General features: G+C 73.0%; 26 protein-coding genes. 9 read left to right on the forward strand and 17 right to left on the reverse strand.

The genetic code is table 11. The annotated features are described in order from the left end of the window. Nucleotides 1-151 precede the first annotated feature (151 nt). From AC0VX4_RS01085 to AC0VX4_RS01095, 3 genes are all read left to right on the forward strand, one after another. Nucleotides 152-568, forward strand: a complete 417-nt coding sequence (locus AC0VX4_RS01085; RefSeq protein ID WP_145032636.1) for a PaaI family thioesterase — start codon at nucleotides 152-154, stop codon at nucleotides 566-568. 71 nt (nucleotides 569-639) lie between these two features. Beyond that, entirely contained in the window at nucleotides 640-1,989 is a 1,350-nt protein-coding gene (locus tag AC0VX4_RS01090; protein ID WP_002854255.1) for a phenylacetate--CoA ligase family protein, read from the forward strand. 95 nt (nucleotides 1,990-2,084) lie between these two features. Then, entirely contained in the window at nucleotides 2,085-2,696 is a 612-nt protein-coding gene (locus tag AC0VX4_RS01095; protein WP_002854256.1) for a TetR/AcrR family transcriptional regulator, read from the forward strand. 13 nt (nucleotides 2,697-2,709) lie between these two features. Here the strand turns inward: AC0VX4_RS01095 and AC0VX4_RS01100 are convergent, their stop codons facing one another. The 3 genes from AC0VX4_RS01100 to paaZ all read right to left on the reverse strand — a co-directional run bounded on the left by AC0VX4_RS01100 (nucleotide 2,710) and on the right by paaZ (nucleotide 6,976). After that, nucleotides 2,710-3,669 (reverse strand): hypothetical protein, encoded by a 960-nt coding sequence (locus tag AC0VX4_RS01100; protein ID WP_002854257.1) that lies wholly within the window; start codon nucleotides 3,667-3,669, stop codon nucleotides 2,710-2,712. Between the two features lie 115 nt (nucleotides 3,670-3,784). Then, a complete protein-coding gene (locus AC0VX4_RS01105) occupies nucleotides 3,785-4,717 on the reverse strand; it encodes a 3-hydroxyacyl-CoA dehydrogenase (protein WP_475464460.1) in 933 nt (310 codons plus the stop codon). A 138-nt stretch (nucleotides 4,718-4,855) separates the two neighbouring features. After that, nucleotides 4,856-6,976 carry a phenylacetic acid degradation bifunctional protein PaaZ gene (gene paaZ / locus AC0VX4_RS01110; RefSeq protein ID WP_475464461.1) on the reverse strand — a complete coding sequence of 707 codons (2,121 nt, stop codon included), beginning with the start codon at nucleotides 6,974-6,976 and terminating at the stop codon, nucleotides 4,856-4,858. Nucleotides 6,977-7,262: 286 nt separating this feature from the next. On the opposite strand from paaZ, the gene AC0VX4_RS01115 reads away from it, so the two are divergent. Both AC0VX4_RS01115 and panD read left to right on the forward strand, forming a co-directional pair. After that, nucleotides 7,263-8,255, forward strand: a complete 993-nt coding sequence (locus AC0VX4_RS01115; RefSeq protein WP_036334208.1) for a DUF559 domain-containing protein — start codon at nucleotides 7,263-7,265, stop codon at nucleotides 8,253-8,255. 187 nt (nucleotides 8,256-8,442) lie between these two features. Beyond that, nucleotides 8,443-8,880, forward strand: a complete 438-nt coding sequence (gene panD, locus AC0VX4_RS01120; protein ID WP_475464462.1) for an aspartate 1-decarboxylase — start codon at nucleotides 8,443-8,445, stop codon at nucleotides 8,878-8,880. Nucleotides 8,881-8,901: 21 nt separating this feature from the next. Here panD and AC0VX4_RS01125 read toward each other — a convergent pair whose 3' ends face one another. From AC0VX4_RS01125 to paaA, 12 genes are all read right to left on the reverse strand, one after another. Further along, complete coding sequence (locus tag AC0VX4_RS01125; RefSeq protein WP_227448816.1) at nucleotides 8,902-9,396, reverse strand: SRPBCC family protein; 495 nt, start codon at nucleotides 9,394-9,396, stop codon at nucleotides 8,902-8,904. Further along, nucleotides 9,396-9,779 carry an MmcQ/YjbR family DNA-binding protein gene (locus AC0VX4_RS01130; RefSeq protein ID WP_144818946.1) on the reverse strand — a complete coding sequence of 128 codons (384 nt, stop codon included), beginning with the start codon at nucleotides 9,777-9,779 and terminating at the stop codon, nucleotides 9,396-9,398. The genes AC0VX4_RS01125 and AC0VX4_RS01130 overlap by 1 nt, the downstream gene beginning before the upstream one ends. A gap of 115 nt (nucleotides 9,780-9,894) precedes the next feature. After that, nucleotides 9,895-10,782 carry a 3-hydroxyacyl-CoA dehydrogenase family protein gene (locus AC0VX4_RS01135; protein ID WP_049159384.1) on the reverse strand — a complete coding sequence of 296 codons (888 nt, stop codon included), beginning with the start codon at nucleotides 10,780-10,782 and terminating at the stop codon, nucleotides 9,895-9,897. A gap of 8 nt (nucleotides 10,783-10,790) precedes the next feature. Beyond that, nucleotides 10,791-11,576: an enoyl-CoA hydratase/isomerase family protein gene (locus AC0VX4_RS01140; RefSeq protein ID WP_475464463.1), complete on the reverse strand. Its 786-nt coding sequence runs from the start codon at nucleotides 11,574-11,576 to the stop codon at nucleotides 10,791-10,793. Nucleotides 11,577-11,580: 4 nt separating this feature from the next. Next, a complete protein-coding gene (locus AC0VX4_RS01145) occupies nucleotides 11,581-12,798 on the reverse strand; it encodes a thiolase family protein (RefSeq protein WP_406921884.1) in 1,218 nt (405 codons plus the stop codon). A 295-nt stretch (nucleotides 12,799-13,093) separates the two neighbouring features. Then, nucleotides 13,094-14,452, reverse strand: coding sequence for an MFS transporter (locus tag AC0VX4_RS01150; protein WP_475464464.1), 1,359 nt, complete (start codon nucleotides 14,450-14,452; stop codon nucleotides 13,094-13,096). A 236-nt stretch (nucleotides 14,453-14,688) separates the two neighbouring features. Next, the gene (locus tag AC0VX4_RS01155) at nucleotides 14,689-15,474 is read right to left on the reverse strand and encodes an enoyl-CoA hydratase/isomerase family protein (protein WP_475464465.1); all 786 of its coding nucleotides are present in this window, start codon (nucleotides 15,472-15,474) and stop codon (nucleotides 14,689-14,691) included. Between the two features lie 31 nt (nucleotides 15,475-15,505). Further along, nucleotides 15,506-16,675 carry a 1,2-phenylacetyl-CoA epoxidase subunit PaaE gene (gene paaE, locus AC0VX4_RS01160; RefSeq protein WP_002857860.1) on the reverse strand — a complete coding sequence of 390 codons (1,170 nt, stop codon included), beginning with the start codon at nucleotides 16,673-16,675 and terminating at the stop codon, nucleotides 15,506-15,508. Then, the gene (gene paaD / locus AC0VX4_RS01165; protein ID WP_454181100.1) at nucleotides 16,675-17,184 is read right to left on the reverse strand and encodes a 1,2-phenylacetyl-CoA epoxidase subunit PaaD; all 510 of its coding nucleotides are present in this window, start codon (nucleotides 17,182-17,184) and stop codon (nucleotides 16,675-16,677) included. The genes paaE and paaD overlap by 1 nt, the downstream gene beginning before the upstream one ends. After that, a complete protein-coding gene (paaC, locus tag AC0VX4_RS01170) occupies nucleotides 17,181-18,014 on the reverse strand; it encodes a 1,2-phenylacetyl-CoA epoxidase subunit PaaC (RefSeq protein ID WP_475464466.1) in 834 nt (277 codons plus the stop codon). Before paaC ends, paaD begins: the two co-directional genes overlap by 4 nt. Continuing rightward, nucleotides 18,011-18,313 carry a 1,2-phenylacetyl-CoA epoxidase subunit PaaB gene (gene paaB, locus AC0VX4_RS01175; protein ID WP_002857863.1) on the reverse strand — a complete coding sequence of 101 codons (303 nt, stop codon included), beginning with the start codon at nucleotides 18,311-18,313 and terminating at the stop codon, nucleotides 18,011-18,013. The genes paaC and paaB overlap by 4 nt, the downstream gene beginning before the upstream one ends. Before the next feature lie 3 nt (nucleotides 18,314-18,316). Next, on the reverse strand, nucleotides 18,317-19,324 hold the full coding sequence (gene paaA / locus AC0VX4_RS01180) for a 1,2-phenylacetyl-CoA epoxidase subunit PaaA (RefSeq protein WP_078026206.1): 1,008 nt from the start codon (nucleotides 19,322-19,324) through the stop codon (nucleotides 18,317-18,319). A 259-nt stretch (nucleotides 19,325-19,583) separates the two neighbouring features. On the opposite strand from paaA, the gene AC0VX4_RS01185 reads away from it, so the two are divergent. Together AC0VX4_RS01185 and AC0VX4_RS01190 are read left to right on the forward strand one after the other, a co-directional pair. Further along, nucleotides 19,584-20,021, forward strand: coding sequence for a hypothetical protein (locus AC0VX4_RS01185; protein ID WP_363738763.1), 438 nt, complete (start codon nucleotides 19,584-19,586; stop codon nucleotides 20,019-20,021). A gap of 29 nt (nucleotides 20,022-20,050) precedes the next feature. Continuing rightward, complete coding sequence (locus AC0VX4_RS01190; protein WP_475464467.1) at nucleotides 20,051-21,550, forward strand: hypothetical protein; 1,500 nt, start codon at nucleotides 20,051-20,053, stop codon at nucleotides 21,548-21,550. 34 nt (nucleotides 21,551-21,584) lie between these two features. On the opposite strand, the gene AC0VX4_RS01195 is transcribed toward AC0VX4_RS01190, so the two are convergent. Beyond that, nucleotides 21,585-23,498 (reverse strand): FAD-binding monooxygenase, encoded by a 1,914-nt coding sequence (locus AC0VX4_RS01195; protein WP_475464468.1) that lies wholly within the window; start codon nucleotides 23,496-23,498, stop codon nucleotides 21,585-21,587. Nucleotides 23,499-23,696: 198 nt separating this feature from the next. Between AC0VX4_RS01195 and AC0VX4_RS01200 the strand changes: the two genes are divergently transcribed. Next, nucleotides 23,697-24,425: an IclR family transcriptional regulator gene (locus AC0VX4_RS01200; RefSeq protein ID WP_002857870.1), complete on the forward strand. Its 729-nt coding sequence runs from the start codon at nucleotides 23,697-23,699 to the stop codon at nucleotides 24,423-24,425. 71 nt (nucleotides 24,426-24,496) lie between these two features. After that, a complete protein-coding gene (locus AC0VX4_RS01205) occupies nucleotides 24,497-25,627 on the forward strand; it encodes a histidinol-phosphate transaminase (RefSeq protein WP_186309412.1) in 1,131 nt (376 codons plus the stop codon). A gap of 16 nt (nucleotides 25,628-25,643) precedes the next feature. On the opposite strand, the gene AC0VX4_RS01210 is transcribed toward AC0VX4_RS01205, so the two are convergent. Continuing rightward, nucleotides 25,644-26,165, reverse strand: coding sequence for an HPP family protein (locus tag AC0VX4_RS01210; protein WP_002857872.1), 522 nt, complete (start codon nucleotides 26,163-26,165; stop codon nucleotides 25,644-25,646). Nucleotides 26,166-26,410 lie beyond the last annotated feature (245 nt).

Here is a 26,410-nt window from a genome sequence, read left to right on the forward strand (position 1 = left end):
ACAGGAGCCGCGGACACGATGGGCGGGGCAGTGTGCGTCACACACCGGACCGGACTTGACGTGGGTCACATCCAGAGAGTTACCTAATGATCGTTCAGTAATTCTCTGCGCCGCCGCGCCGGCGCGCCCGTGCCGGCAGGGAGGCCCGCCCATGACCGAGACCGCCCACCACCCCATGCTCGCCGACGACCGCGTGGCGCGGTGGCTCGGCGTCACCCTCGAGGCCGCCGAGAAGGACCACGCGCGCATCCGGATGACGCTCACCGAGGACCAGCACAACGGCTTCGGCCTGGCCCACGGCGGCGCCGTCTTCGCGTTCGCGGACACGTGCTTCGCGCTGACGTGCAACGACCCCGCCTCGGACGGCTCCACCCTCACCGTGGCCTCCGGCGTGGACGTCAACTTCCTCGCGGCCACCCGCGCCGGCCAGACCCTCGTCGCGGAGGGCCGTCTGGTCGCCGCCGCGGGCCGCTCGGCCGTCTACGACATCACCGTCACCACCGACGACGGCACCCCGGTGGCCGCCTTCCGCGGCCGCTCCCGCACCATCCCCGCCCCCGGACGCTGACCGACGGGCGCACCCGCCGGTGCGCCGCCGTCGTCGACCGCCGCCCGACCCCGCATCCCCAGGAGGACGCCATGCTTGAGGCCTCGATCCCCAACCCGTACACGCCGGCACCCCTGCCCGCCCCCGCAGACCGCGGGGCCCCGGACCCCGAGGAGACGATGAGCCGGGACCAGATCGAGGCGCTCCAGTTCGAGCGTCTCCGCTGGACCCTGCACCACGCCTACGAGAACGTGCCCGCGTACCGGGAGCACTTCGACGCGCACGGCGTCCACCCCTCGGACTTCACGGAGCTCGGGGACCTCGCCAAGTTCCCGTACACGGACAAGGAGTTCCTGCGGAAGAGCTACCCGTTCGGCGCGTTCGCCGCCACGGGCCCCGAGCTGCGCCGCATCCACGCCTCCTCCGGCACCACCGGCCAGCCCACCGTGGTCGGCTACACCGACGACGACCTGGCCACGTGGGCCACCCTGGTCGCCCGCTGCTTCCGCGCCGGCGGCATCCGCCCCGGTGACCGTGTGCACAACGCGTACGGCTATGGCCTGTTCACCGGCGGCCTGGGCGCCCACTACGGCGCCGAGCGCATCGGGGCGGCCGTGATCCCGATGTCCGGCGGGCAGACGGAGAAGCAGGTGCAGCTGATCACCGACTTCCAGCCGCGCGCCATCCTCTCCACGCCCACCTACCTGCTGACCATCGCGGACGGCTTCAAGAAGCTCGGCCTGGACCCCCGCGAGTCCTCCCTCGAGGTCGCGATCCTCGGCGCCGAGCCGTGGACCGAGGAGATGCGCCGCGAGATCGAGCAGACCTTCGACCTCGACGCCCTGGACATCTACGGCCTCTCCGAGGTCATGGGCCCGGGCGTGGCCGGCGAGTCCGCGGCCACCAAGGACGGCTCCCACATCTGGGAGGACCACTTCCGCCCCGAGATCATCGACCCGCTCACGGACGAGGTCCTCGAGACCGGCCGCCACGGCGAGCTCGTCTTCACCTCGCTCACCAAGCAGGCGCTGCCGATCATCCGGTACCGCACCCACGACCTCACCCGCCTGCTGCCGGGCACCACGCACCCGGGTCACCGCCGCATGGGCCGCATCACCGGCCGCTCGGACGACATGATCATCCTGCGCGGCGTGAACCTGTTCCCGTCGCAGATTGAGGAGCTGGCCCTCAAGGAGTCGGCCCTGTCGCCGCACTTCACCCTCGAGATCACGCGGCCGGACCGCATGGACCAGATGGCCGTGAACATCGAGCGCCGCGATCATGCGTCCCTCGAGGAGGCCCAGGCCTGTGCCGCGCACCTGCGCATGGAGATCAAGACGAAGATCGGCTCCTCGTGCGTGATCAACGTGGTGGAGCCGGAGTCCCTGGCCCGCTCCTCCGGCAAGCTCAAGCGGATCTACGACCTGCGCGACCAGGCCTGATCCCGTCCCCGCGGCCGATGCCGACGCCGGCGTGCCCGGTAGAGTGGACCGGTGCGCCGTCGTCGTCGGCGTCCGCCCGCCTCCGAAGGAGCCCCGTGCCCCAGAGCAGCCCCACCCCGCGCCGCGGCCGGCCCGGCTATGACCGGCAGACGCTGCTGGCCGAGTGCGTCGAGCTCTTCAACCGGCACGGCTACGAGGCGACGTCCATGGGCATGCTCGCCACCCACCTGGGCATCTCCAAGTCCGCGATCTACCACCACGTGGAGTCCAAGGAGGCGATCCTCGACCACGCGGTGACGGAGGCGCTCGACGCCCTCGAGGCGTGCCTGGACGATGTGGTGGCCAGCGGGGCCGACGCCGGCGCGCAGGTCGAGGCGGCCATCCGCGGCACGCTCGGGGTGCTGGCGGAGAAGCAGCCCGAGGTGACCCTGCTGCTGCGCCTGCGCGGGAACTCGGCGGTCGAGCTGGCCGCCGTCGAGCGCCGCCGCGAGATCACCCGGCGCCTGGGCGACCTGCTCGAGGCCGCCCAGGCTGCGGGTGCGGTGCGCTCCGATGTGAGCCCGCGCAACCTCGCCCGCCTGGCGCTCGGCATGATCAACTCGATCGTCGACTGGTACCGGCCGGATCGCGGCGCCCCCGGCCAGCAGGGGCCGGGCCAGATGATCGACGCCGTCACGGGCGTGGTGCTCGGGGGTCTGCGGGGCTGAGGGCCCTCCGTCCTCAGCCCTCGCCGTCGAGCGCGGCGAGCACGTCGGCCACGATCGAGGCCGCCCGGTCCTCGGCGTCCGCGGGGACCCCGCCGTCCGCGTCGGCCTGGGCCACGGCCACGATGCGGGCACCGTCCTGCACGGCCGTGAGGTGCGAGTAGACGGACCCCCCGGGGGCCGGGAGCGCCGTGTAGGCGGTGCCGCCCTCGTGCTCGGTCCGCGTCACGCTCTCCACGCCGAGCCCGGCCAGGTCCACCCCGGTGCAGGCCTGCCCCGCCGCTCGGGCGTCCTCCAGGGCGGCGCGGGCGGCCTCCTCCGTGGGGTACACGGTGACGCGCACGCCGAGCGGAGTGACCTCGGCGTCGGGGGACGCCGTGAAGGAGGGCGGCGGCGTCGAGGTGGGCCCGCCGCCGGTGGTGGCGGCCGTCTCCGGCTGGGCCGTGAGCCCCAGGTCAGCGGCCCCGGCCTCGGCGTCCCGCTCCAGGTCGGAGCGGGTGGCGTCCAGGCAGGCCTGCTGGTCCGCGCTGCGGGTGGGCGCCGGGCTCGCGCCGGCGTCGACCGCCTGCTCCAGGCCGGCGGCCCGCTGACGCAGCTCCGTCTGCCGCTCCAGCGGCGAGGCGGCGCTCAGCCCCACCTCGGACCCCGGCCCCGCGGCCCGCTGCACGGCGGCCTGCACCGCCAGGGTCCGCTGCCCGTCCAGCGCGGGGGGCATCTCGAGGGACAGGCTGCCCGAGGCGGAGGCGGAGGCGGAGGCGCCGCCCGAGCTCGCCGTGGAGGCGCTGGCCGCGGGTGACGTGGGGGCCGTGGAGCTGCTGGCCGCGGGCGACGTGGACGCGGACGAGGCCGCCGTCGTCGTGGACGACGCCGACGAGGGGGCGGGGGAGGAGGGCTCTGTGCCGCCGCCCGCGCACCCGGCGAGGGCGAGCGCGCCCACGGCGAGGACGCCGAGCAGGGGGAGTCGGGAGGTCGTCATGGCTCGACTCTACGTGCGCTGTGACGGATGACACAAGGAAGCGGTGGGGGCATGCGTCGGGGCCGCCCGATGCGTGGTGCGCATCGGACGGCCCCTGATCCGTCAGCCGAGGAGGTCAGCCGAGCGGGGTGTCCTTGTCGCCCAGGTTCCAGTCCTCCACCGGGCCGAGGTTCTCCCCGTCCGGCCCGTAGCGGTAGAAGCCCTGGCCGTCGGCCACACCGCTGTGGCCCTCGGCGATGCTCTTCTCGAGCAGCTCGGCGAAGCCGCGCTGCCAGTCGACGCCCGTGTTGCGGGAGACGTTGGCGGCCACGTGGAAGCCCACGATGTCGTAGGTCTGGAACGGGCCGCGCTCGTTGCCGGTGGCCACGCGCCAGGTGCGGTCGATGTCCGCCGGGTTGCCCACTCCGTGCATGTACAGCTTGGAGCCGGCCTGCAGCCACGGGATGAGCAGGGAGTTGAGGAAGTAGCCCGGGATCTCCTTGCGCACGTGCACGGGGACCATGCCGGTCTCCTCGGCGAACTGCAGGGCTCCCGCGACGGCCTCCGGCGAGGTCGCGGCGGTGCCCATGACCTCGGCGGTGTTCTGCGCCCAGATGCGGTTGGCGTAGTGCAGGGCCAGGAAGCGCTCCGGATGGCCGCTGGCGTCGGCGAAGTCCGAGGGCAGCAGGGAGGAGGTGTTCGTGGCGAACAGGGTCGTGGCGGGGGCGAGCTCGCCCACCTGAGCCCACACCGTGCGCTTGAGCTCCAGGTTCTCCGGGACGGCCTCGACCACGATGTCCGCATCCGCCAGGGCCTCGCCGAGGTCCGAGGTCGGCGTGATGCGGGCGATGGCCTCGTCGAAGCGCTGCGGGTCGTAGCCCTCCCCGAGGTCTGCTTCGTAGCCCTGGCGGATCCACGCCCAGCGGCGCTCGATCCCCCCGAGGGCGGCGGGGACGGCGTCGTAGGCCATCACCCTCTTGCCGTGGTACGCCGCCTGCATGATGATCTGCGAACCCAGCACGCCGGTGCCCAGCACGGCGACCTGCTCGAAACGGGTGAACTCGGACATGTGTGTCGACCTTCTTCTCTCGCGGTCCGAATGGGACGTACAGGTGAACGCCCCGGGCACGCTCCTTGTTCCCGGGGACGACGATGGGCTGCCCGGCGCGCAGCGGGCGCACGGGACGGCCCGTCGGGGCGGGGAGGCTCAGCCCTGGGAGGCCTCGGACGGGGCCATCGGCCAGGTCTTGGCCACGAGCGTCAGCACGTCGTACTGGGCGCAGAGCTCGTCCTTCTGGTTGTGGATCCGGCAGTCCCAGGCCACCTCGCCGTACTCGTCGCTCACGCGCGGGGTGATGCGCTTGGCGGTCAGGGTCACGCGGATGGCGTCGTCGTAGGACACCGGCGTGATGAAGCGCAGGTTCTCCAGGCCGTAGTTGGCCAGCACCGGGCCCGGATCCGGGGCCACGAACAGCCCCGCGGCCCACGAGACCAGCAGGTAGCCGTGGGCCACCCGGCGCGGGAAGAACGGGTTGGCCATGGCGGCCTCCTCGTCCGTGTGGGCGTAGAACCTGTCCCCGGTCTCCTCCGCGAAGGCGGTGATGTCCTCCAGGGTGACGGTGCGCAGGCCGGAGGCGAACTGGTCGCCCACCGTCAGCTCGGCCAGGGACTTGTAGAACGGGTGGCGGTCACGGCCGGTCTCCACGTCCTCACGCGTCACCGTGTGGGCCGCGGCGCCCTGATGCCACACGCCGGTGATGGCCGTGAGCATGTCCGGGGAGCCCTGGATCGCCGTGCGCTGCATGTAGTGCTTCACGGCGCGGACCCCGCCGAGCTCCTCGCCGCCGCCGGCGCGGCCGGGGCCGCCGTGGACCAGCACCGGCACGGGGGCGCCGTGGCCCGTGGTGGTCGTGGCGGTCTGGCGGTTCAGGACGTGCAGGCGGCCGTGGTGGGCGCCGATCCCGGCGGCGAACGCGCGCGCGGTCTCACCGTCGTTCGTGGCGACCGTGGCCACGAGCGATCCCGAGCCCAGGGCGGCCAGGGCCATGGCGTCGGCCACGTCCGTGTAGCCGATCACCGAGGTGACCGGACCGAACGCCTCGACGCTGTGCACCTCGGGGGTGCGCGCGTCCTCGAAGGTGAGCACCGTGGGGGCGAAGAACGCGCCGGACTCGGCGTCGGCGTCGCCGGTCGAGCCCTCGGGGCCGCCGAGGCGGACCCGACCGCCGGCGTCGACCAGACGCTGCACCGCGCCGCGGACCTCGCCCTGCTGCTCCTTCGAGGCCAGGGCGCCCATGGTGGTGCCCTCGACGCGCGGGTCGCCCAGGACGACCTTCGCGGCCAGGCGCTCGGTGAGGGCGGCGGTCACGGCCTCGACCCGGTCCTGCGGGACGATCACCCGGCGGATGGCCGTGCACTTCTGGCCGGCCTTGACCGTCATCTCCTGGAAGACGACCTTCACGAACGCCTCGAACTCGGGGGACTCCGGGTCCGCGTCCGGGCCGAGGATGGCGGCGTTGAGGGAGTCGGTCTCCGCGGTGAAGCGGACCCCGCCCTCCTGCACGTTCGGGTGCTTCTTCAGCGTGGCCGCGGTGGCGGCGGAGCCGGTGAACGCGACGTGGTCGCGGTAGTCCAGGTGGTCCAGCAGGTCGCGGGCGGAGCCGGAGATCAGCTGGATCGAGCCCTCGGGCAGCACGCCGGACTCGAGCATCAGCTCGACGCACTTCTGCGTGACGTAGCCGGTAGGGGTGGCCGGCTTGACCACGGTGGGCACGCCGGCGACGAAGGCCGGGGCGAACTTCTCCAACATGCCCCACACGGGGAAGTTGAAGGCGTTGATCTGCACGGCCACGCCCGGGATGCGCTGGTAGATGTGCTCGCCGATGAAGGAGCCGTCGCGGGAGAGGGGCTCCACGTCGCCGTCGATGATCACGGTGGAGTTCGGCAGCTCGCGGCGGCCCTTGCCGGAGAACGTGAAGAGGGTGCCGATGCCGCCGTCGACGTCGAAGGCGTGGTCGCGCTGCGTGGCGCCGGTGGCGAAGGAGACGTCGTAGAGCTCCTGGACGCGGGAGTTCAGGTAGAGCGCGAGCTCCTTGAGCTTGAGGGCGCGCTCGTGGATGGTCAGCTCGCCCAGGGTCTGCTGGCCGACGGTGCGGGCGTGCTCGATGGCGGCGGCCGTGTCGAGGCCGTCGGTGGAGACGCCGGTCAGGCGCGCCCCGGTGTTCGCGTCCGTCACGTCGGTGACCGTGGACGGGTGCGACGGTGTCCACCAGCTGCCGGCGACGTAGCTGGGGAGGATCTCCGGGAGGGAGGGGGCGGTGACGGTCACGGGGGCTCCTGGTGTCGGGGACGCGGACGAGTCCCGACCGATCGGTCGGTTATTGGTCCTCACCCTAGCCGAGACGTGCATCACGCGGGAGGGGGAGCCGGGCGGGTGACGCCGTCGTCGTGGGGAGGGGTGGGGTGGGGTCTGGCGGCGACCCGTGGCGTCGAGGCCCGCAGACACGCCGCTATGGCCAGGACATAGCGGCGTGTCTGCGGGCCTCGGCGGGGCGTCGTCCACAGATCCCGGCGGACGACGACGGCGGCGCGGCCGGATCGGGCACGCTCGGCGCATGCCCCGCTCGCCCGCGCCCCTGCCTCCGATGCGCTGCGGACTGGACGGCCTCCTCCGCGCTCCGACCGTGTTCTCGACCCCGGCCGCGCGCGAGGCGGGCGTGAGCGCGGCCCGGCTGGGGCGCGGGGACGTGGTCTCCCTCGGCTGGGGGCTCTGGGGCCGTCGCGGCGTCGACCCGGACCCCATGGACCATGTGCGGGCACTGCAGGATCTGCACCCCGAGGGCGTGTTCAGCCACGTGACAGCCGCTCGGGTGCTCGGCCTGTGGCTGACCGGGCCGCTCGCCGCCGACCGGTCCGTGCACATCGCGACTCCGCGCGGCCACGGCACCGCGTCGAGCCGGGCCGGGATCTGTTCACACCGCCTCCGCGTCGACGCACCGGTGCGGATCGTGGACGGGGTGCGTGTGACCGCACCGGGGTGGATCTTCGTGGACCTCGCCGCGCAGGCCGGGCCGCTCGAGCATCTCGTCGCGCTCGGGGACAGCATGGTGCGGACCGCCCCGATGGAGGCCCGCCGCCGCCGGCTGCCTCCCGGGGTGACGAACGTGGCCGAGCTGCGCGCCGCCGTCGAGGAACGCGGGCGGGTGCGCGGGATCCGTGCGGCCCGGGAGGCGCTGGAGCTCGTGCGCCCCGGGGCCGACTCGCCGCAGGAGAGCCGGCTGCGCGCGCGGCTCGTCCTGGACGGCGTCCCCGAGCCCGCGGTGAACCCGTGCGTCCGCCTCGCCACGGGACAGCGGCTTCGCGTGGATCTGGTGTGGGCGGACGCCAAGGTGGCCGTCGAGTACGACGGCGATCAGCACCGCACGGATCGCCGGCAGTGGCGTGAGGACCGCGAGCGGGACGCGGCCCTGCGCGCGGAGGGGTGGGAGGTGATCCGGGTGACCGCCGACGTGTTCCGGCCGGGGCACTGGGAGCTCTTCGTACGGCAGCTGCGGGGCCTGGTGGCCGCGCGGACGCGGCCGGGCCGAGTGCCGCCGTCGTGGATCTGACCCCGCCCAGGCCCGCAGACGCGCCGCTACGTCCTGGCCGTAGCGGCGTGTCTGCGGGCTTCGGCGAGAGGGGCGGAGCCCTCGGGCCGGCGTCGACCCCCTGCCCCTCGTCTCCGGACCGGCGTAGAATCGAGCACCGGTCCCCTCGGACCCGCCCCACCCCCCCTCATCCGGAGAGTTCTGCCGCATGCTGCGCACCATGTTCCACGCCAAGATCCACCGGGCCACCGTGACCCAGGCGGACCTGCACTACGTGGGCTCCGTGACCGTGGACCAGGACCTGCTGGACGCCGCGGACATCCTCCCCGGCGAGCTCGTGTCCATCGTGGACGTCACCAACGGCGCGCGACTGGAGACCTACACCATCGCGGGCGAGCGGGGCTCCGGCGTGATCGGCATCAACGGCGCCGCCGCCCACCTGGTGCATCCGGGGGACATCGTCATCCTCATCGCCTACGGGCAGATGGGCGACGACGAGGCGCGCACCTTCCAGCCCAAGGTCGTCCACGTGGACGCGGACAACAGGATCGTGGAGCTCGGCGCGGACCCGGCGGAGGGGCTGCTCGACGGCGTCGCCCGCCCGCCGCTGTCCCGCGAGTGGAACGAGGCCCAGGCCGAGCTCTGAGCCGGCCGGGGCGCCGGGCCGTCATGGACGAGACGTTCGAGCGGGATCAGCGGTCGGCACGGCCTTCGCCCCGAGCGCCCGACGCGCGGAGCGCATCGCGGCCGCATGGCTGAGGCCCATCGCGGCGCGGGCGCCCGGCACGCGGGCCACGGCGCGCATCCACGGCGAGGTCAGCACCACCTCCTGCTCCCACGCCACGATGCAGCGCGGCGCGTGTCCGGCCGGGGCGCCGTCGTCGTGGACGGTGACCCGTACGGTGCCCGTCAGGTCTCCGCTCAGGTGGGCGAGCAGAAGGCCGCGGGCGCGGTCGTCGATGAGACGCTCCATCGTCAGGCGCACCGGCACGAACCCGCACAGCCGGACGGCGGCGCGGTCGGGGCCCAGGTGGCGGGCGCGCGGGACGGCCGACCACCAGTGTGGGTAGCCGGCCGGGTCGGCGAGCAGGGCCAGCACGGACCGGGCGTCCGCGGGGACGGCCCAGCGGTGGGTGAAGCGGAAGGGGCGGTCGGCCGACATCAGGCCCGGCCGAAGGTCTCGGGGTCCACGGGGCGCCGGGTGCGGGGGAGCTTCGCGACGACCAGCAGGTACGACTCCGTGACGAGGTCCCGGACGAGTTGCTCGTCGAGGTCCGGGTGCGCGGCCAGGCTGAGCCAGTGCCGCTTGTCCATGTGATAGCCGGGCGTGATCGCCGCGGGCAGGGCCGCGCGCAGCTGGGCGCCGTCCTCCGGGCGGGCCTTGACGTTCACGAGGCGGCGTCCGTCGTGGTCGATGAACACCACGAACAGCTTCCCCTGCACCTTCACGACCTCGGTGTCCGGGCCGAAGGGGTGCGACGCGGCGCTGCCCGGCAGCTCGAGGGCGCGGTCGCGGGCGATGCGCAGCAGCGTGGGCTCGTCCATGCCCACCACGCTAGCCGCGCCGGCCCCGCACTTTCGAACGTGATGTCGGGGGAATGGGCGCTTTCGAACGGGAGATAGGCCCTATCTCCCGTTCGAAAGCGCCTCCCCCAGGGGCTCAGCGGTAGTCGAAGAAGCCCTTGCCGGACTTCCGGCCGAGCTCGCCGCGGGCCACCATGTCCCGCATGAGCTGCGGCGGGGCGAAGCGCTCGCCCAGCTGGGACTCGAGGTACTCCGCGATGCCCAGGCGCACGTCCAGGCCCACGATGTCGGTCAGGGCCAGTGGGCCGACCGGGAACTTGTAGCCCAGCACCATGGCGGCGTCGATGTCCTCGGGGGAGGCCACGCCCTCCTCGACCATGCGGATGGCCTCGAGCGCGATCGCCACGCCCAGGCGGGACGAGGCGAAGCCCGGGGCGTCCTTGACGACGACGGGGGTCTTGCCGAGCCCGCGGACCCACTCGGTGGACAGGGCCTGGAGCTCCGCACCGGTCTGCTCGCCGATCACGACCTCCACGAGCTTCGAGGCGGGCACCGGATTGAAGTAGTGCAGGCCGCAGAAGCGCTCGGGGCGCTGCAGGTGCGTGGCGATCTCGTCGATGGACAGGGAGGAGGTGTTGCTGGCCAGCCAGGCGTCCTCGCGCAGGTGGGCCTCGACGTCGGTGAGCGCCTCGATCTTCACCTGCATGTCCTCGAACACGGCCTCGACCACGAGGTCGCAGCGGGCGAAGTCGGCGCGGTCCACGGAGACGGTCAGGCGCTGCGCCCACTCGTCCAGGTCGCCGTCGATCTTGCCGCGCTCGAGGGAGGCTGCGAGGTCGGCCTCGATGCGTTCCTTGGCCGCCTCGGCCGACTGCGGGTCGCGTTCGACCACGACCACCTCGGACGAGCCGGAGACGAGGAACGCGTGGGCGATGCCGCCACCCATCCGGCCGCCGCCGAGGACGCCGACGACGGCGGGCACGGAGGACGGAGCGGTATCAGGGGTGTGCTGCTGATCGGTCATGTCAGTCCTCACTTCTTCTTGCGGTCCAGGAACGCCTGCATGCGCTCGAACTTGGCCTCGGACTCGAACAGGATGGCCTGCGCGATCTCGTCCACGTGGGGGTGGGCCTCGCGAGGGAGGTGGAAGACGCGCTTGGATAGACGGACCGCCAGCGGGTCCTGCTGCGCGATGCGGTCGGCGAGGGCGTCGGCGGCGTCGAGCAGGGCGTCCGGCTCGTGCAGCTCGGTGACGAGCTTGAGCTCCAGGGCCTCCTGCGCGTCCAGGATCCGCCCGGCGAGCAGCAGCTCGAGGGCCACCGGCTCACCCACCAGCTCCTTGAGCCGCCACTGGGCGCCCGCAGCGGCGGTGATCCCCAGACTCGTCTCGGGCTGGCCCATCTTCAGCGCCGGGGTGGCGATGCGGAAGTCGGCCGCGTAGGCCAGTTCCGCGCCGCCGCCGAGGGCGAAGCCGTCGATCGCCGCGATCACGGGCATGGGCAGCCGGTGGATGCGGTCGAAGACCTGCGAGTTCACGCCGCGCAGGGCGTCGTCGCGACGGCGCTCGCGCAGCTGTCCGATGTCCGCGCCGGAGGCGAAGATGCCGGAGAACGTCCCCGGCTCGCGCTTGGACTCCACCTGCGTGCCCGAGATGATCAGGATCTTCGGCTCGCGTTCGAGATGGGCGCAGAGCTCGTGGAACTCGTCGACCATGGTCTGGTCGATCGCGTTGCGCACGCCCGGACGGTCCATGCGCGCGTGGACGCGGTCCTCACGCTCCTCGACGCGCAGTGCCGTGAAGTGGCTGAAGTCGGCCATCTGCTCAGACCCTCTCGACGAGCATCGCGGAGCCCTGGCCCACGCCCACGCACATCGTGGCCAGGCCCCTGTCCGCGCCCTCGCGCTCCATCCGACCGAGCAGCGTGACCACGAGACGCGACCCCGAGGAGCCCAGCGGATGGCCCAGGGCGATCGCGCCGCCGTCGGCGTTGACGGTCTCCGGGTCCAGGCCGAGGCGCCGCATCGAGGCCAGGGACTGGGTGGCGAAGGCCTCGTTGAGCTCGACGGCGCCCAGGTCCGCCACGGACCAGCCGGAGCGCTCGAGGGCCTTCTCGGTGGCCGGGACGGGGCCCAGACCCATGATCTCGGGGGCCAGGCCCGCCGAGGTGGACTCCACGACGCGGGCCCGCGGGGTCAGGCCGTACTTCTGCGCGGCCCGCTCGGAGACGACGAGGATCGCCGAGGCGCCGTCGTTGAGGGAGGAGGAGTTGCCGGCGGTGACCACGCCGTCCTTCTTGATGATCGGACGCAGGCCGGCGAGCACCTCGGGGGTGGAGCCGGGGCGGGGGCCCTCGTCCGTGTCCACGGTGGTCTCGGCGCCCTTGCGGCCCGTGACGACGACGGGCACGATCTCGTCCGCGAAGCGGCCGGCCTCGATGGCGGCCAGCGCACGCTCGTGCGAGCGGGCGGCGAAGGCGTCGGCGTCCTCGCGGGTGATGCCGTCCACCTCGCCGACCTCCTCGGCGGTCTCCGGCATGGAGAAGGTGAACTTCTCCCCGAACTCGCCGTCCGCGAAGCGCGGGTTCACGAAGCGCCAGCCGATCGCGGTGTCGAAGGCCGCGCCGGGCTTCGCGAACGCCGTCGTCGGCTTCTCCATCACCCAGGGGGCGCGGGACATCGACTCCACGCCGCCGGCCACGACGACGTCGGCCATCCCGGAGCGCACCATCGCGGTGGCGATGCCGATCGCGGACATGCCGGACGCGCAGAGGCGGTTCACGGTGATGCCCGGGACGGTGTCCGGGAAGCCGGCCAGCAGCCAGGCCATGCGGGCGACGTTGCGGTTCTCCTCGCCGGCGCCGTTGGCGTTGCCGAGGATGACGTCGTCCACGACCGACGGGTCGATGCCGGCGTCCTCGATCACGGCCTTGATGGTCAGGGCGGCGAGGTCGTCGGGGCGGACGGAGGAGAGGGCGCCACCGTACTTGCCGACGGGCGTGCGGCGACCGCCGACGAGCAGGGCCTGGGACTGTGCGGACATGAAGACTCCTTGAGTGACCGACGACGGGGCGGGCGCGGCGAATTACCGACCGTGCGTTCAGGTTCAGTATCCCGGGCCGGTGTGACGGGGGTCAACTGCGGGGGCGGGCGTGACGGGACAGGGGCGGGCGAGCCCGCGCCAAGGCCCGCAGACGCGCCGTTTCGTCTCTGAGGTAGCGGCGTGTCTGCGGGCTTCGGCGACGGTCCGGCCGCGCACGACGACGGCGCGCCCTTCCGGAGGAGGACGCGCCGTCGTCGCGGGGTGGGGGCGGGTGAAACCCGTCAGGCGTCCCGGATCAGGCCGGCACCACCGGGTTCGAGCGGGTGGCGACGACCTGCTCGTCGTGCAGCTCGCGGTCCTGGATGCCCTTGGGGACGAACAGGACGGCGATGAGCGAGATCGCGGAGATCACGATGATGTACCAGGCCACGTTCTCCCAGCCGGTCTTCACGAGCTGGTCGGCGAGCAGCGGGGCGAAGGCGCCGCCGATGATGGTGCCGAGCGCGTAGCCGATGGAGACGCCGGAGAAGCGGACGCGGGCCGGGAACATCTCGGCGTACATCGCCGACTGCGGGCCGTAGGACGGACCCAGGCCGAGGGTCAGGACGAACAGGCCCAGCGAGAACAGCGGCAGAGACGCGGTGTTCAGCAGGCCGAACAGCGGGAAGGCCCAGACGATCAGGAACCCGTAGCCGAGGACGAAGGTCAGCTTGCGGCCGATCTTGTCCGAGACCCAGCCGCCGAGCAGGGTGAAGATGAACCAGCCGACGCCGCCGACGAGGCTCGCGATGAGCACCTCGGAGGAGGTCATGCCCAGACCCTTCGGACCGCCGTACTTCGAGAACCACGCGATGAGCAGGTAGCCGACGCCGTTGTTCGCGGCGAAGATCACGGCGGCGAGGATGACCTCCTTGGTGTGGTGCCGGAAGAGCTCGCCCAGCGGGGCGGACTCGTCCACCTTGAGCTGCTGCATCTCCTTGAAGACCGGGGACTCCTCGACGGCCTTGCGGATCAGGTAGCCGACGACGATCAGCACCACGGAGATCAGGAACGGGATGCGCCAGCCCCAGGTGAGGAACTGCTCCTCGGACATGGTGGAGCGCACGATGAACAGCACGCCGGTGGCCAGGATCATGCCCAGCGGCACGCCGATCTGCGGGGCGGAGCCGAACAGGCCGCGCTTGCCGTGGGGGGCGTGCTCCACGGACAGCAGCGCCGCGCCGCCCCACTCGCCGCCCGCGGACAGGCCCTGCAGCAGGCGCAGTGCGACGAGCAGGATCGGGGCCCACACACCGATCTGGGCGTAGGTGGGCAGCAGGCCGATGAGGGTGGTGGCCAGGCCCATGCCGATCAGCGTGAGGGACAGGACGAACTTGCGGCCGAAGCGGTCACCGAGATGGCCGGCGACGATCGCGCCAAGCGGGCGGATGAGGAAGGAGATGCCGAGGGTGGCCCACGCGGCGATCTGGGAGCCGCTCTCGCCCATCGGCTGGAAGAAGAGGGCGGCGAAGACGAGCGCGGTGGCCTGGGCGAAGATGAAGAAGTCGTACCACTCGATGGTGGTGCCGACGACGGTGCCGGCGATGACCTTGCGCTCCTCGCGGCGGTCGCGCGCGGGGACGGGCGCCGCGGGGGATGCGACGGTGTGGCTCATGGGTGCTCCTGGGATGCGGGGAAGCGGCCGGCCGTGAGACGGCGGCGGGACGGTGTGGTTCCCGACCGATCGGTCGGGAAGTGACACCCGTCACCGTATACGATCCTCTGTGACTCACGCCACGATCCGGGCTGATGACGGGAATGTGACGCGGCCGGGCCGGGTAGGGACGACGACGGCGCCGCGCCCCTCGCGCGAAGGGTGCGGCGCCGCCGCCGGTGGCGGAGTGCGGCGGCTCAGCCGCGGCCGGTGAACTCCGGCTTCCGCTTCTCCTGGAAGGCCCGGAAGCCCTCGGCGTAGTCCGCGGTGCCGCAGAGCTCGCCCTGGGCGATGTTCTCCGCGTCGAGGGACTCCCACAGGCCCACGCGGTGGTCGCGGACCTGGGCCACGAGCTCCTTCGACGCGCGGAACGCGAGGGTCGCGCCGGAGGCCACCTGGGCGACCTTCGCGCGGGTGAACTCGAGCAGCTCGTCCGCGGGCAGGGCCCGGGAGAACAGCCCGGCCTGGACGGCCTCGGCGCCCGAGAGGAGCTCGGCCGTGTAGATCAGGTCCAGGGTGCGGTGCGCGCCCAGGCGCTCGGTGAACAGCCAGTGGCCGCCCGAGTCCAGGGTGGCCCCGAGGTTCGCGAACGGCGAGCCGATCTTCGCGTCCTCGGCCACGTACACCACGTCCGTGGCGATCGCGAGGCCCAGGCCCACGCCCAGGCAGGCGCCCTGCACCGCGGCGAAGGTGGGGACCGGGATCGCGGACATGGCCCGCAGTACCGGGGTGACCCTGTCCCGCAGGTAGGCGGTGGCGTCGTCCTCGGCCGGGTCCACGGCGGAGATGTCGCGGCCCGCGCAGAAGCCGCGGCCCTCGCCGCGCAGCAGCACGGCCCGGACCTCGCCGGACTCGACGCCGGCGGCGGCCCGCTCGTAGGCGGCCTGGAGTTCGGCCAGCGCGGCCTCGTCCAGGGCGTTCATCCTCTGGGGGGCGTCCAGCACGATCTCGGCGACGCCGTGCTCGACGGTGGTCTCGATCATCGGGGGCTCCTTCGGTCTCGTGGGCGGGCGCTCAGGCGTCGAAGTCCAGCGTGATCGAGTCGGAGGTCGGGCGGGTCTGGCAAGTGAGCACGTAGCCCTTCTCCACCTCGTCCTTCTCGAGCGCGTAGTTCTCGTCCATCTCGTAGGCGCCGTCGACGACCTTGGCGCGGCAGGTGCCGCACACGCCGCCGGCGCACGCGAAGGGCACGTCCGAGCGGACGCGCAGCGCGGCGTTGAGGACGGTCTCGTGGGCGGACTTGGGGGACTCGACCTTGGCGGTGAGGCCGTCGAGGTTGAACTCGATGGTCACGTTGTCGCCCTTCGGGTCCACCTCCACCACGCGACCGGAGTGGCCCTGCGGGTTCTCCGGGCGGCCGGTGGTGAACAGCTCGAAGCGCACGGCGTCCTCGGACACGCCGCGGGCGGCGAGCGTCTCACGGGTGAGCTGCACGAGCTCGAACGGGCCGCAGAGGAACCACTCGTCGGTGCCCTCCACGTCGATCACGCGGTCCAGGAGGGTGGTGAGCTTGTCCTCGTCGATGCGGCCGGAGAGCAGCGGGGACACGCGCTGCTCGCGGGAGAGCACGTGGTGGACCGTGAACCGGGCCGGGTACTTGTCCTTGAGGTCGCCGATCTCCTCGGCGAACATCACGTCCATGGCGGAGCGGTTCGCGTAGACCAGGTCGAAGCGCGAGGTCTCGGAGGCCGCGAGCACGGCCTTGGCGATCGCCATGATCGGGGTGATGCCCGAGCCGGCCGCGAACGCCACCAGGTGCGTGTCCTTCTTCTCCGCGACCTTCTCCGCCGCCACCTTCTGGGCGTCGTTGAGGGAGGTGACGTGCGTGCGGGACGTGAACGCGCCCTGCGGGTTCATCACGTCGATCTTCTCGCCGACCTCGAGGCTCTCGTTGGCCCATGTGGAGAACGTGCCGCCGATGTCCTTCTTCACGGCCACGCGGATCTCGCCGCGCTTCGGGACGGCGCAGATCGAGTAGGACCGGCGCACCTCGGCGCCGTCGAGCTCCTTGCGCAGGGCCACGTACTGGCCCGGCACGTAGTCGTAGTCGTCGGCGAGCTCCTCGGGCACCGCGAAGGTGACCTCCACGGAGTCCTCGGTCAGACGCCGCAGCTCGGACACCTCGAGGGTGTTGAACGTGGCGCGGCGCTTGCCGGTGGTGGGGGCGTCGGTGGTCTCGGTCATCAGTGCACCTTGAAGTAGTCGAAGGGCTCGAGGCACTCCCGGCAGGTGTAGAGGGCCTTGCAGGAGGTGGAGCCGAAGCGGGTGATCTCGCGGGTGTTCAGGGAGTGGCAGCGCGGGCACTTCACGGCCATGCCGATCATGACCGGGCCGTCCGTGGTGCGCGCGACGGGCGGGGCGATGCCGTACTCGTTGAGCTTGGCCTTGCCCTCGTCCGTCATCCAGTCCGTGGTCCACGCCGGCTGGAGCACCAGGCGCACCTCGGCGTCGGGGAATCCGGCGCGCTCGAGCGCGCGGGTGACGTCCGTGGTGATGGTGTCCATGGCGGGGCAGCCGGAATAGGTGGGCGTGATGACGACGACGGCCCTCTCGCCCTCGACCCGTGCCTCCCGGAGGATCCCCAGGTCCGCGATGGACAGCACGGGGATCTCCGGGTCGTGCACGGTGGAGGCCGCATCCCAGACCCGCGCATCGGCGGGGTCGGCGGGGCGCAGCTCGCTGGCGGTGGTCACCAGGTCGCTCCCGGGTGACGGCGCGCCAGGGACTGCATCTCCGCGAGGATGTACCCGCGGTACTCGCTCATGGCGCCGGAACGGTCGCCGCCGCGGGCGGTGCCCGTCGTCGGCACGGTCAGGCCGGCCTCCTCGATGGCCGCGCGGATGCGGGTCATCGTCGGCTCCTCGAGCGAGGACGGCAGCACGGCGACGCCCTGCTCGGCGAGGGCGCGGACGACGTCGTCGTCGTGGAAGAGCTCGGCCACGTAGGGCCACAGCTCGTCCAGGCCGCGCTGCATGCGGCGCTTCGACTCCTCGGTGCCCAGACCCAGGCGCTGCAGCCACAGGGCGGCGTGGTCCTGGTGGTACAGGACCTCCTTGAGGGCCTTGTCCGCGATGGCGGCGAGCGTGGGGTCCGTGGACTCACGCAGGCGGGTGTACAGCTCGTACGAGTAGAACGAGTAGTACAGCTGGCGGGCGATCGTCTTGGCGAAGTCGCCGTTCTCAGCCTCCACGAGGCGGACGGAGCGGAACTCCTCCTCGTCGCGGAAGTACGCGAGCTCGTCCTCGGTCCTGCCCCACGCCGTGCCGGCGTAGGAGAGCAGGAAGCGGGCGTGGCCCACGAGGTCCAGGGCGATGTTGCCCAGGGCGATGTCCTCCTCGATCTCCGGGGCGCGCGAGATCCACCAGGACAGGCGCTGGCCGAGCATCAGGGCGTCGTCACCGAGGGCGAGGGCGTAGCGGGCGACGTCGTCGCTCGCCTTCTGCTCGCCGGCCGCGATCTCCTCCGCGGTGATGGCCACGCCCGCGGAGTGCCTCGTGGCGGAGTCGTTGGTCGCGAAGCTCACAGGTGCGGCACCCCCTCGGACTGCTGGTAGTAGGTGGCGTGACGGTAGGACTTGCCCTGCGGGGACTCGAAGAAGCCGCCCTTGGAGTCCGGGTCGGAGGCCGCGATGGCCTCGGCCGGGACGACCCACACGGAGGTGCCCTCGTTGCGGCGGGTGTACAGATCGCGTGCGTTGCGCAGCGCCAGGGTGGCGTCCGGGGCGTGCAGCGAGCCGGCGTGCACGTGGGAGAGGCCGCGGTTGGCGCGGACGAAGACCTCCCACAGGGGCCAGGCGTGGGAGGCGGCGGTGGTCTCGCTCATGGGTCAGGCTCCGATCAGGTGGGTCTCGGCCGGCGCGTTCTGCTCGGCCTGGCGGCGGGCGTAGGCGGCGGCAGCCTCGCGAACCCAGGCGCCGTCCTCGTGGGCCTGGATGCGGCGGGCCATGCGCTGGGTGTTCATGGGGCCGTCGCCCTTGATCACGGACATGAACTCATCCCAGTCCAGCTCGCCGAAGTCGTAGTGGCCGCGCTCCTCGTTCCACTTCAGGTCCGGGTCCGGCAGGGTGAGGCCGAGGGCCTCGGCCTGCGGGACGATCATGTCCACGAAGCGCTGGCGCAGGTCGTCGTTGGAGAAGCGCTTGACCTTCCACGCCATGGACTGGCGGGAGTTGGGGGAGTCCTCGTCCGTCGGGCCGAACATCTGCAGGGCCGGGCCGTAGAAGCGGTTCACGGCGTCCTGGGCCATCTGCTTCTGCTCCGGGGTGCCGTGCGAGAGCTCGTAGAGGATCTCCCAGCCCTGGCGCTGGTGGAACGACTCCTCCTTGCAGATGCGCACCATCGCGCGGCCGTACGGGCCGTAGGAGGCGCGGCACAGCGGCACCTGGTTGCAGATCGCGGCGCCGTCGACGAGCCAGCCGATCGCGCCCATGTCCGCCCAGGTGCGGGCCGGGTAGTTGAAGATCGAGGAGTACTTCGCGCGACCGGAGAGCAGCTGCTCGTTCAGCTCGTCCCGCGGCGTGCCGAGGGTCTCGGCGGCGGAGTAGAGGTACAGGCCGTGGCCGGCCTCGTCCTGGACCTTGGCCATGAGGATCGCCTTGCGCTTCAGGGAGGGGGCGCGGGTGATCCAGTTGGCCTCCGGCTGCATGCCGATGATCTCGGAGTGCGCGTGCTGGGAGACCTGGCGGGTCAGGGACTTGCGGTACGCCTCGGGCATCCAGTCGCGGGGCTCGATGCGCGAGTCCTCCGCGATCAGACGGTCGAAGTTCTCCTGGCCGGCCGCATCCTCGGGGGACGGGACGGAGGCCAGGTGCTGGGGGGAGCTGGTCTGCGTCATGGGGATCACCTCACGCTGAGTGCGGGCTGGTTCCGTGGTCAGGGCGCACCGGGGCGCACCGAATTACTGACCGCTCGTTCAGGATAGGCCAGGGTGTGACCTCGGTCAACACGCCGGAGCCGGCGCGACCTGGGTGCGACGCGGCCGCGGGGACGGTGCGGGAGGGTTGGCTCCTGCACAGGCGTCCCGACGGCGTCCCCCATCCCCGGATCGTCCCGCGCCGCGGTCGCGGGACCCTGGCGCTCCCTACGGTGGCCGCATGCCACCCCTCATCGGACCTCAGCAGATCGCCACGGCCCTGCGGGCCGTCGGACTCGACGACGACGCCGCCCGCCTGGTCGCGTGGGCCGACCCCGCCCGGCGCGAGCGGGAGGCCGCCGAGCAGGCCCTCGCCGACCTCGCCGTGGCCCAGACGCAGCTGCGCGCGGCGCTGGGCGGGCTGGTCAGCGCCGCCACGGACGTGCGCTCCGCGATGCACACGGCATGGCGCGGGGAGGCCGCCGGTGCCTACGGGGAGGCCGTGCGACGGGCGGCGGCCCTGGCGGCGGAGCTCGAACGGGAGGCCGGCGAGTGGCTCGCCCTGCGGGCCACCGCCGAGCGGGACGCCGAGGACGCGCGCCGGAACGCGGAGGCCCGGCAGCGGGCGGCCGAGGAGACGGCGCTGGCCGTCCTGCGCTCGCTGGCGGTGGCGGCATGACCGGCGGGCGGGGTGCTGGCCCGGGGGCGGTGGCCTTCAGCACGCACGGCGGACCGGGCTCGATCTACGCGGAGGCCGAGGAGATGCGCGTCGTGGCCGGGCGGCACGAGCACGCCGCCGAAGAGGCGGCCGGAGCCTCGTGGCAGGTCGACGCGGCCGCCTTCGGGCTGGGCCGGTCGGCCACGTGGCTCGCCTCCGCCGCCCTGCTGCAGGACCGGCTGGCGGAGGCGGTCGGCCGGGTGCGGAGCCTGTCGGAGCAGTGCGCCGAGCTGCACCGCGACCTGCTCTCCGCGGCGGCCCGCTATGAGGAGGCCGAGCGCGCCGCGGCCGGCATCATGGCCGCCGAGGACGCCTCCCTGGAGGAGCTGCCCGGCCTGCTCTGGCGGGACGGCCATGACGGCCTCACCACCCGCGAGGCGGAGCGGCTCGTGCGGGACCTCGTCCAGGCGGTGCCCGAGGCCATCGTGTCCGCCGCGCTCGCGGCCACCGGGTTCCCCCTGCTCGCGGCCCTGGCGCGGATCGACGTGAAGATGCTGACGAGGGCGCAGAAGCGCGTGCTGAAGCGGCCCGTCTCCACCGCGGCGAAGAAGGGGACGGACGCCGCGTCGGACCTCACCGAGGCGCTGCGGGTCTCCCCGGACGAGGCGTGGACCGTGGCGGCGGACGCCCTGGCCCTCGCCGGCGCGGCGCCCCGGGGCGCGGTGACCCCGCACGGGGCGCCGCAGGACCGGCCGGCGGCGCCCGCCCGGCTGGACGGCTCGGCCGCGGGGCTGGCCTCTCTCATCCCGCGTGGGGAGGGGGACGGGGACCTCACGGTCACGGAGGTGGTGCAGGAGAACGGGAGCCGCGCCTGGGTGGTGGGCCTGCCGGGCACCCGCGGCGGCCTGATCCCGGATCCCGAGTCGACCGACCCGTGGGACGCCGGCGGACTGCTGGACGCCCTCGGCTCCGAGTCCGAGGTCACGGCCCCGGCGGTGCGGGCGGCGCTCGAGGCGGCCGGCGTCCCGCACGGCGCTCCGCTCGTCCTGGCCGGCTATTCGCAGGGCGGGGTGCACGCCGTGAACCTGGCCGGCCGGGAGGACTTCACGTCCGTGTACCCCGTGGCCGGCGTCATGACGATCGCGGCGCCGTCCGGCAACGCGGTGGAGACCGGGCGGACCGCGGTGCTGGAGTTCTCCGCGGACGGGGACCTGGCCGTCGCCGCGGACGGGGCGCCCACCCCCGTCTCGGCGCGCCGGGCCGAGGTGGTCTTCCACCCGGCCGGCCACGGGTGGGACGCGCCCGGGGGCGGCTTCCGGACCGGCTCTCCGCTGGCGGTGAAGGCCGACCTGGACGCCGCCCACGACTTCGAGGGCCAGGTGGACCTGATCCGGCAGTTCGAGGCCGCCGAGCCCGCGGCCCGGGCGGAGGTCGCCGGGCTCTCCGCCGCGTTGGCCGGGCTGACCGCGGGGACCGTGGCCTCGAGTCGGGCGGTGCGCCTGCGTCGCACGCCGCCGGAGGGGGGCCACCGGCCCCCGGGATCCCGGTGAGCGCCCCGGCGGCGGGGCGCCCGCCGCCGCCTGCTCAGTTCGCGTCGAGCAGCACGCCCGCGAAGAACGCGTTCAGGCGGTCGACCTCGTCCAGGCCGAAGACGCCGGAGACGTACTGGTCCGGGCGGACCACGACGACGGCACCGTCACGGCTGATGCCGCGGGCCTCGAAGATGTCCTCGCCGTGCTGGGGCCGGCACGTGGCGAAGATGTTGTTCAGGTCGTGCAGGCCGAGGGAGCCGGTGGTCGGCCGGAAGATCGACGGCACGTCCGGGTGGGCGAACTCGGTCTGCTTCTGCTGGTACACGACCTTGATGTCGAAGCGGGCGTCCTCCGGCCCGTCCGACGGGGTGTGGCGGTTGCGGAAGGACCGCGGGTCCTCCTCGATCGCCTTCGCCCACGCCGCGACCTTCGAATCCTCGGCGCGCGGGGAGGCGGCGTCGGCGAACACGTAGACGCGCCAGCGGCCGTCCGCGCGGTGCAGGTGGCCCAGGTGCTTGACGTTGGTGTCGCACGAGCGCTCCACCAGCGCCGACTTGAAGCGCTTGCCGATGGGGTAGCCCTGCGCCAGTGCCTGACCGGTGGCGTCCGTGGTGAGGAGGGAGGGCTGGTACTCCGTCATGAAGCCGGCCGGGAACTCGGCGGTCTTCGTGTAGAACTCGGCCACCTCGTTCGGGTCGCCCAGCTCGGAGGTGGGGGTGGCCATGAGCGTCGACCACTCCTTGTCGAAGTCGATCAGGTTCTTGGCGATCTCCTTGCGCTCCTCCGCGTAGGTCGGCACGAGCTCGACCGGGGCCAGCCCGGAGAGCACCTGGCCCAGCTTCCAGCCGAGGTTCCAGCCGTCCTGCATGGACACGTTCATGCCCTGGCCGGCCTTCGCGGAGTGGGTGTGGCAGGCGTCGCCGAGCAGGAACACGTTGGGGTGGGCCACGCGCTCGCGGTTGTCGAAGCCCGAGGTGAGGCGGTGGCCCACCTCGTACACCGAATGCCAGGCGACCTCCTTCACGTCCAGCGTGTAGGGGCGCAGGATCTGCTGGGCCCGGCGGATGATCTCCTCGAGCGGGGTCTGGCGCACCCTGTGGTCGTCGTCCGCTGGGACCTCGCCGAGGTCCACGTACATGCGGAACAGGTGGCCGCCCTCGCGGGGGATCAGGAGGATCGAGCCGCTGGACGAGTGGATCGCGCACTTGGTGCGGATGTCGGGGAAGTCCGTGTCGGCCAGCGCGTCCATGACGCCCCACGCGTGGTTCGCGGCGTCGCCGGTCAGGGTGTGGCCGATCGCCTTGCGGACGCGAGAGCCCGCGCCGTCCGCGCCCACCACGTACTTGGCGCGCACCTGGCGGGTCGGGCCCGAGGCGGGGTCCTCGAGGGCGTTGCCCTCGGCGTCCACGGTGCGGCGCAGGGTCACGAGCACGGGGTGCTCGCCGTCGTTCGTGTCCTCGAGGGTCTCGAACGCCCAGCCGTAGTCCGGCCGCGCGCGGGTGGGGGAGTTCTTCATGTACTCGGCGAACCAGTCCAGGATGCGGGCCTGGTTCACGATCAGGTGCGGGAACTCGGAGACGCCCTCCGGGTCGTCCTCGGCCAGCGAGGTGCGCACGATCGTGTCCGCGTCGTCCTCGGCCGGGTTCCAGAACGCCATGGAGGTCAGGTCGAAGGCCTCGTCGATGATCTCGCTCGCGAAGCCGAAGGCCTGGAAGGTCTCCACGGAGCGGGCCTGGATGCCGTCCGCCTGGCCGATCTCGAGGCGGTGGGGGCGGCGCTCGATGATGCGGGTGTGGACGTCCGGGAACATCGCGAGCTGGGCGGCGGCGATCATGCCGGCCGGGCCGGAGCCGACGATCAGCACGTCCATCTCGTCCGGCAGCTCGGCGGGGCGGTCCAGGCCGATGCCGGCCGCCACCTGGACGCGCGGGTTCGTGGAGACGTAGCCGTGGTGGTGGAAGAGCATGGGGGTCCTTTCGCTGCGGGGGATATCGCTGCGCGGCGCGCGTGCCACCCGACGGCGTGTTCTCTCAGAGAACACGGTGTTCCCCCTGGGAACACATGTGTGCCAGACTGTACGCGGACGTGACGGGGTTCACAACCGGTGCGCGGGCCGAGCGCGCCCCGGGCGCGTCACGTCCGGCACGCGAGGCGAGGAGCACGGATGGCAGAGCACGACGGCGGCCCGGTCCGGGAGGGCGCACCCTCCCAGACGCTCTCCCGCGCGCTCACCCTGCTCGAGACCGTCGTGGAGGCGGCCGAGCCGCCCACCATCGCCGACCTCGCCGACGGCCTGGGCGTCCATCGCTCGGTCGCCTACCGCATGCTGCGCACCTTCGAGGCCCACGGCCTGCTGCGCCGCGACGGCCTCGGCCGCGTCCACGCCGCCCCCGGCCTGGCCGTCCTCGCCCGCCGGGTGGAGCAGGATCTGCGCGCGGCGGCCATGCCGCACCTGACCGCCGTCTCCACGGACCTGGGCATGACCGCGTTCCTCGTGGTGTGGGACGGGGCCCACTGCCTGACCCTGGCCACGGCCGAGCCGCCCAGCGGCAACCTCGTCACGCAGCGGCCGGGGACCCGGCACCCCCTCGGGGTCGGTGCGCCGGGGATGGCGATCGCCGTCGCCCTGACCGGACAGGAGTGGGCGCGGCTGCCCGGCGAGGCCCCGCCCGAGCGGCCCGAGCTCGACGACGTGCGGGAGCGCGGCTGGGCCGTCAGCTCCGACGAGGTCATCACCGGCGTCTCCTCGGTGGCCGTGCCGCTGCGGGTCCCGGGCCAGCTGCCCGCCGCCCTCGCCGTGGTCTACGCGACGCGGCCGGAGGACCCGGTGCGCCTCGGAGACCGGCTCGGTGAGGCGGCCCGGGCCGTCGCCGTCGCCTTCGGCGCAGACTGAACCCCGGGGCGCCGCGTCCGGGGCCCGTGCGGCGGATCACAGCGTCCGCGGCCCGCACTACCCTGGTGGCCATGACTGATGACGCACAGCAGACGCCCGCCGTGGTCGCGCCCCACAAGAAGGTCGGCATGCTGCCGCCGTACGCCGCCGGCAAGCCGCCGGTCGCCGTCCCGGGCCTGCACCCCTACAAGCTCTCCTCGAACGAGAACCCCTACGCGCCCGTGCCCGGCGTGATCGACCGGGTGCGTCAGGTCGTGACCGGCCCCGAGGGCGCGCCCAGCACCCTCTGCCGCTACCCGGACACCCTCTCCACCGGCCTGCGCCAGGCCCTGGCCGCGCACCTGGACGTCCCGGCGGACGACGTCGTGACGGGTGCCGGCTCCCTCGGCGCCCTGGCCCAGGTCGTCACCGCCTTCGCCGGCCACGGCGAGGCCGGGGAGGGCGACGAGGTGATCTTCGCGTGGCGCTCCTTCGAGGCCTACCCGATCGTGGTCCGCACCGCCGGTGCCGTGGACGTGCAGGTGCCGCTCACCGCGGACCACCGCCACGACCTGCCGGCCATGCTGGAGGCGATCACGGAGCGGACCCGCGTGATCCTGCTCTGCACCCCCAACAACCCGACCGGCCCCGTGCTCACGACCGCCGAGGTCGAGGACTTCCTGGCGCGCGTGCCCGCGCACATCCTCGTGGTCATCGACGAGGCGTACGTGGAGTTCGTCCGCGACGAGGACGCGGTCAAGGGCCTGGAGATGTACCGCAAGCACGCGAACGTCGTCGTGCTGCGCACCTTCTCGAAGGCGCACGGCCTGGCCAACCTGCGCGTGGGCTACTCGGTCTCGCAGCCGGAGATCACGAAGGCCCTGCGCACCGTGGCCACCCCGTTCGCGGTGTCCACGGTGGCCGAGGAGGCCGCGATCGCCTCGCTCGAGCACCTGGACGAGGTCCTCGAGCGCGTGCAGATCGTCGTCGACGAGCGCGAGCGCGTCGCCGCCGCCCTGGCCGAGGCCGGCTGGGACCTGCCCTCCTCGCAGGCCAACTTCGTGTGGCTGCCGCTCGGCGAGCGCACCCAGGCGTTCGCCGAGGCCGCCCAGGCCCGCGCCCTGTCCGTCCGGGCGTTCGCGGGCGAGGGCGTGCGCGTGAGCATCGGCGAGAAGGAGGCCAACGACCGCTTCCTCGAGGTCGCGCGCGACTTCCTGGCGTGAGCGGCCCGGCGTGGGCTCACGCCGGCGGCCCGATCACCCGCCACATCAGGCGGCGGTACAGCAGCGCGCACGCGGTGAGGACCAGCGCCCCGGCGAGCACCGGGGTGACCAGGTAGTGCCAGTCCGCGTTGCTCAGCATGACCGTCAGCGCGGTGGCGCCCGCGGGGGCGTGGATCACGCGGAGCCCGGCCATGACGGCCATGGCCAGGCCCATGCCGGCCGCGAGCGAGTACCAGGCCAGGGGCAGCACGGAGACCACGGCGATTCCGCATGCGGCCGAGACCACGTGCCCCACGAGCACGTTGGCGGGGTGGGAGTGCGGGCCGTGCGGCACGAGGAACACGAGCACGCAGGAGGAGCCGAAGGCGCCCACCAGCAGCGGCGCGGAGGCCAGGTCCTCGCCGAGGCTGAGGGTGGCGATGGTCAGTGCCCCCGCGATCGAGGCCGCGAGGACCACGTGCCAGGGCAGACGAGGGGCCAGCGGGCGACGCCACGGGTCCAGGAACCGCGGGCGACGCAGACCGGGCAGGCGGGTCATGCGCTCGTCTCATCTCCTCGTGACTCGGTCGCGGCCCGGGGCGGGCTCCTCCAGGGTAGGCCGCGGGCGGGGCCCGGGGCCGTCTGGGGGCCGAGGGGGAGGGACTGTGACGGCCGCTCAGCGGCGCAGCGCCACGAGGGCGTCCTCGGCGTGCCACTCGTGCCTCGGAGGAACGCCGGTTGACTTGTCCCGGGTGCGGCGGCCTATGACCGGTGACAACTCAACCGACGACGTCGGCCCGCAGG

The organism is Micrococcus sp. 63XJN7_8_ISO-PGPR-S23-253 (assembly GCF_056173425.1).

Bases quoted from the DNA above. Each gene is read 5' to 3' on its own strand.
- AC0VX4_RS01085 (WP_145032636.1), top strand. From the start codon at position 152: ATGACCGAGACCGCCCACCACCCCATGCTCGCCGACGACCGCGTGGCG.
- AC0VX4_RS01090 (WP_002854255.1), top strand. From the start codon at position 640: ATGCTTGAGGCCTCGATCCCCAACCCGTACACGCCGGCACCCCTGCCC.
- AC0VX4_RS01100 (WP_002854257.1), bottom strand. From the start codon at position 3,669: ATGACGACCTCCCGACTCCCCCTGCTCGGCGTCCTCGCCGTGGGCGCG.
- AC0VX4_RS01105 (WP_475464460.1), bottom strand. From the start codon at position 4,717: ATGTCCGAGTTCACCCGTTTCGAGCAGGTCGCCGTGCTGGGCACCGGC.
- AC0VX4_RS01115 (WP_036334208.1), top strand. From the start codon at position 7,263: ATGCCCCGCTCGCCCGCGCCCCTGCCTCCGATGCGCTGCGGACTGGAC.
- panD (WP_475464462.1), top strand. From the start codon at position 8,443: ATGCTGCGCACCATGTTCCACGCCAAGATCCACCGGGCCACCGTGACC.
- AC0VX4_RS01125 (WP_227448816.1), bottom strand. From the start codon at position 9,396: ATGTCGGCCGACCGCCCCTTCCGCTTCACCCACCGCTGGGCCGTCCCC.
- AC0VX4_RS01130 (WP_144818946.1), bottom strand. From the start codon at position 9,779: ATGGACGAGCCCACGCTGCTGCGCATCGCCCGCGACCGCGCCCTCGAG.
- AC0VX4_RS01135 (WP_049159384.1), bottom strand. From the start codon at position 10,782: ATGACCGATCAGCAGCACACCCCTGATACCGCTCCGTCCTCCGTGCCC.
- AC0VX4_RS01140 (WP_475464463.1), bottom strand. From the start codon at position 11,576: ATGGCCGACTTCAGCCACTTCACGGCACTGCGCGTCGAGGAGCGTGAG.
- AC0VX4_RS01145 (WP_406921884.1), bottom strand. From the start codon at position 12,798: ATGTCCGCACAGTCCCAGGCCCTGCTCGTCGGCGGTCGCCGCACGCCC.
- AC0VX4_RS01150 (WP_475464464.1), bottom strand. From the start codon at position 14,452: ATGAGCCACACCGTCGCATCCCCCGCGGCGCCCGTCCCCGCGCGCGAC.
- AC0VX4_RS01155 (WP_475464465.1), bottom strand. From the start codon at position 15,474: ATGATCGAGACCACCGTCGAGCACGGCGTCGCCGAGATCGTGCTGGAC.
- paaE (WP_002857860.1), bottom strand. From the start codon at position 16,675: ATGACCGAGACCACCGACGCCCCCACCACCGGCAAGCGCCGCGCCACG.
- paaB (WP_002857863.1), bottom strand. From the start codon at position 18,313: ATGAGCGAGACCACCGCCGCCTCCCACGCCTGGCCCCTGTGGGAGGTC.
- paaA (WP_078026206.1), bottom strand. From the start codon at position 19,324: ATGACGCAGACCAGCTCCCCCCAGCACCTGGCCTCCGTCCCGTCCCCC.
- AC0VX4_RS01185 (WP_363738763.1), top strand. From the start codon at position 19,584: ATGCCACCCCTCATCGGACCTCAGCAGATCGCCACGGCCCTGCGGGCC.
- AC0VX4_RS01195 (WP_475464468.1), bottom strand. From the start codon at position 23,498: ATGCTCTTCCACCACCACGGCTACGTCTCCACGAACCCGCGCGTCCAG.
- AC0VX4_RS01200 (WP_002857870.1), top strand. From the start codon at position 23,697: ATGGCAGAGCACGACGGCGGCCCGGTCCGGGAGGGCGCACCCTCCCAG.
- AC0VX4_RS01205 (WP_186309412.1), top strand. From the start codon at position 24,497: ATGACTGATGACGCACAGCAGACGCCCGCCGTGGTCGCGCCCCACAAG.
- AC0VX4_RS01210 (WP_002857872.1), bottom strand. From the start codon at position 26,165: ATGACCCGCCTGCCCGGTCTGCGTCGCCCGCGGTTCCTGGACCCGTGG.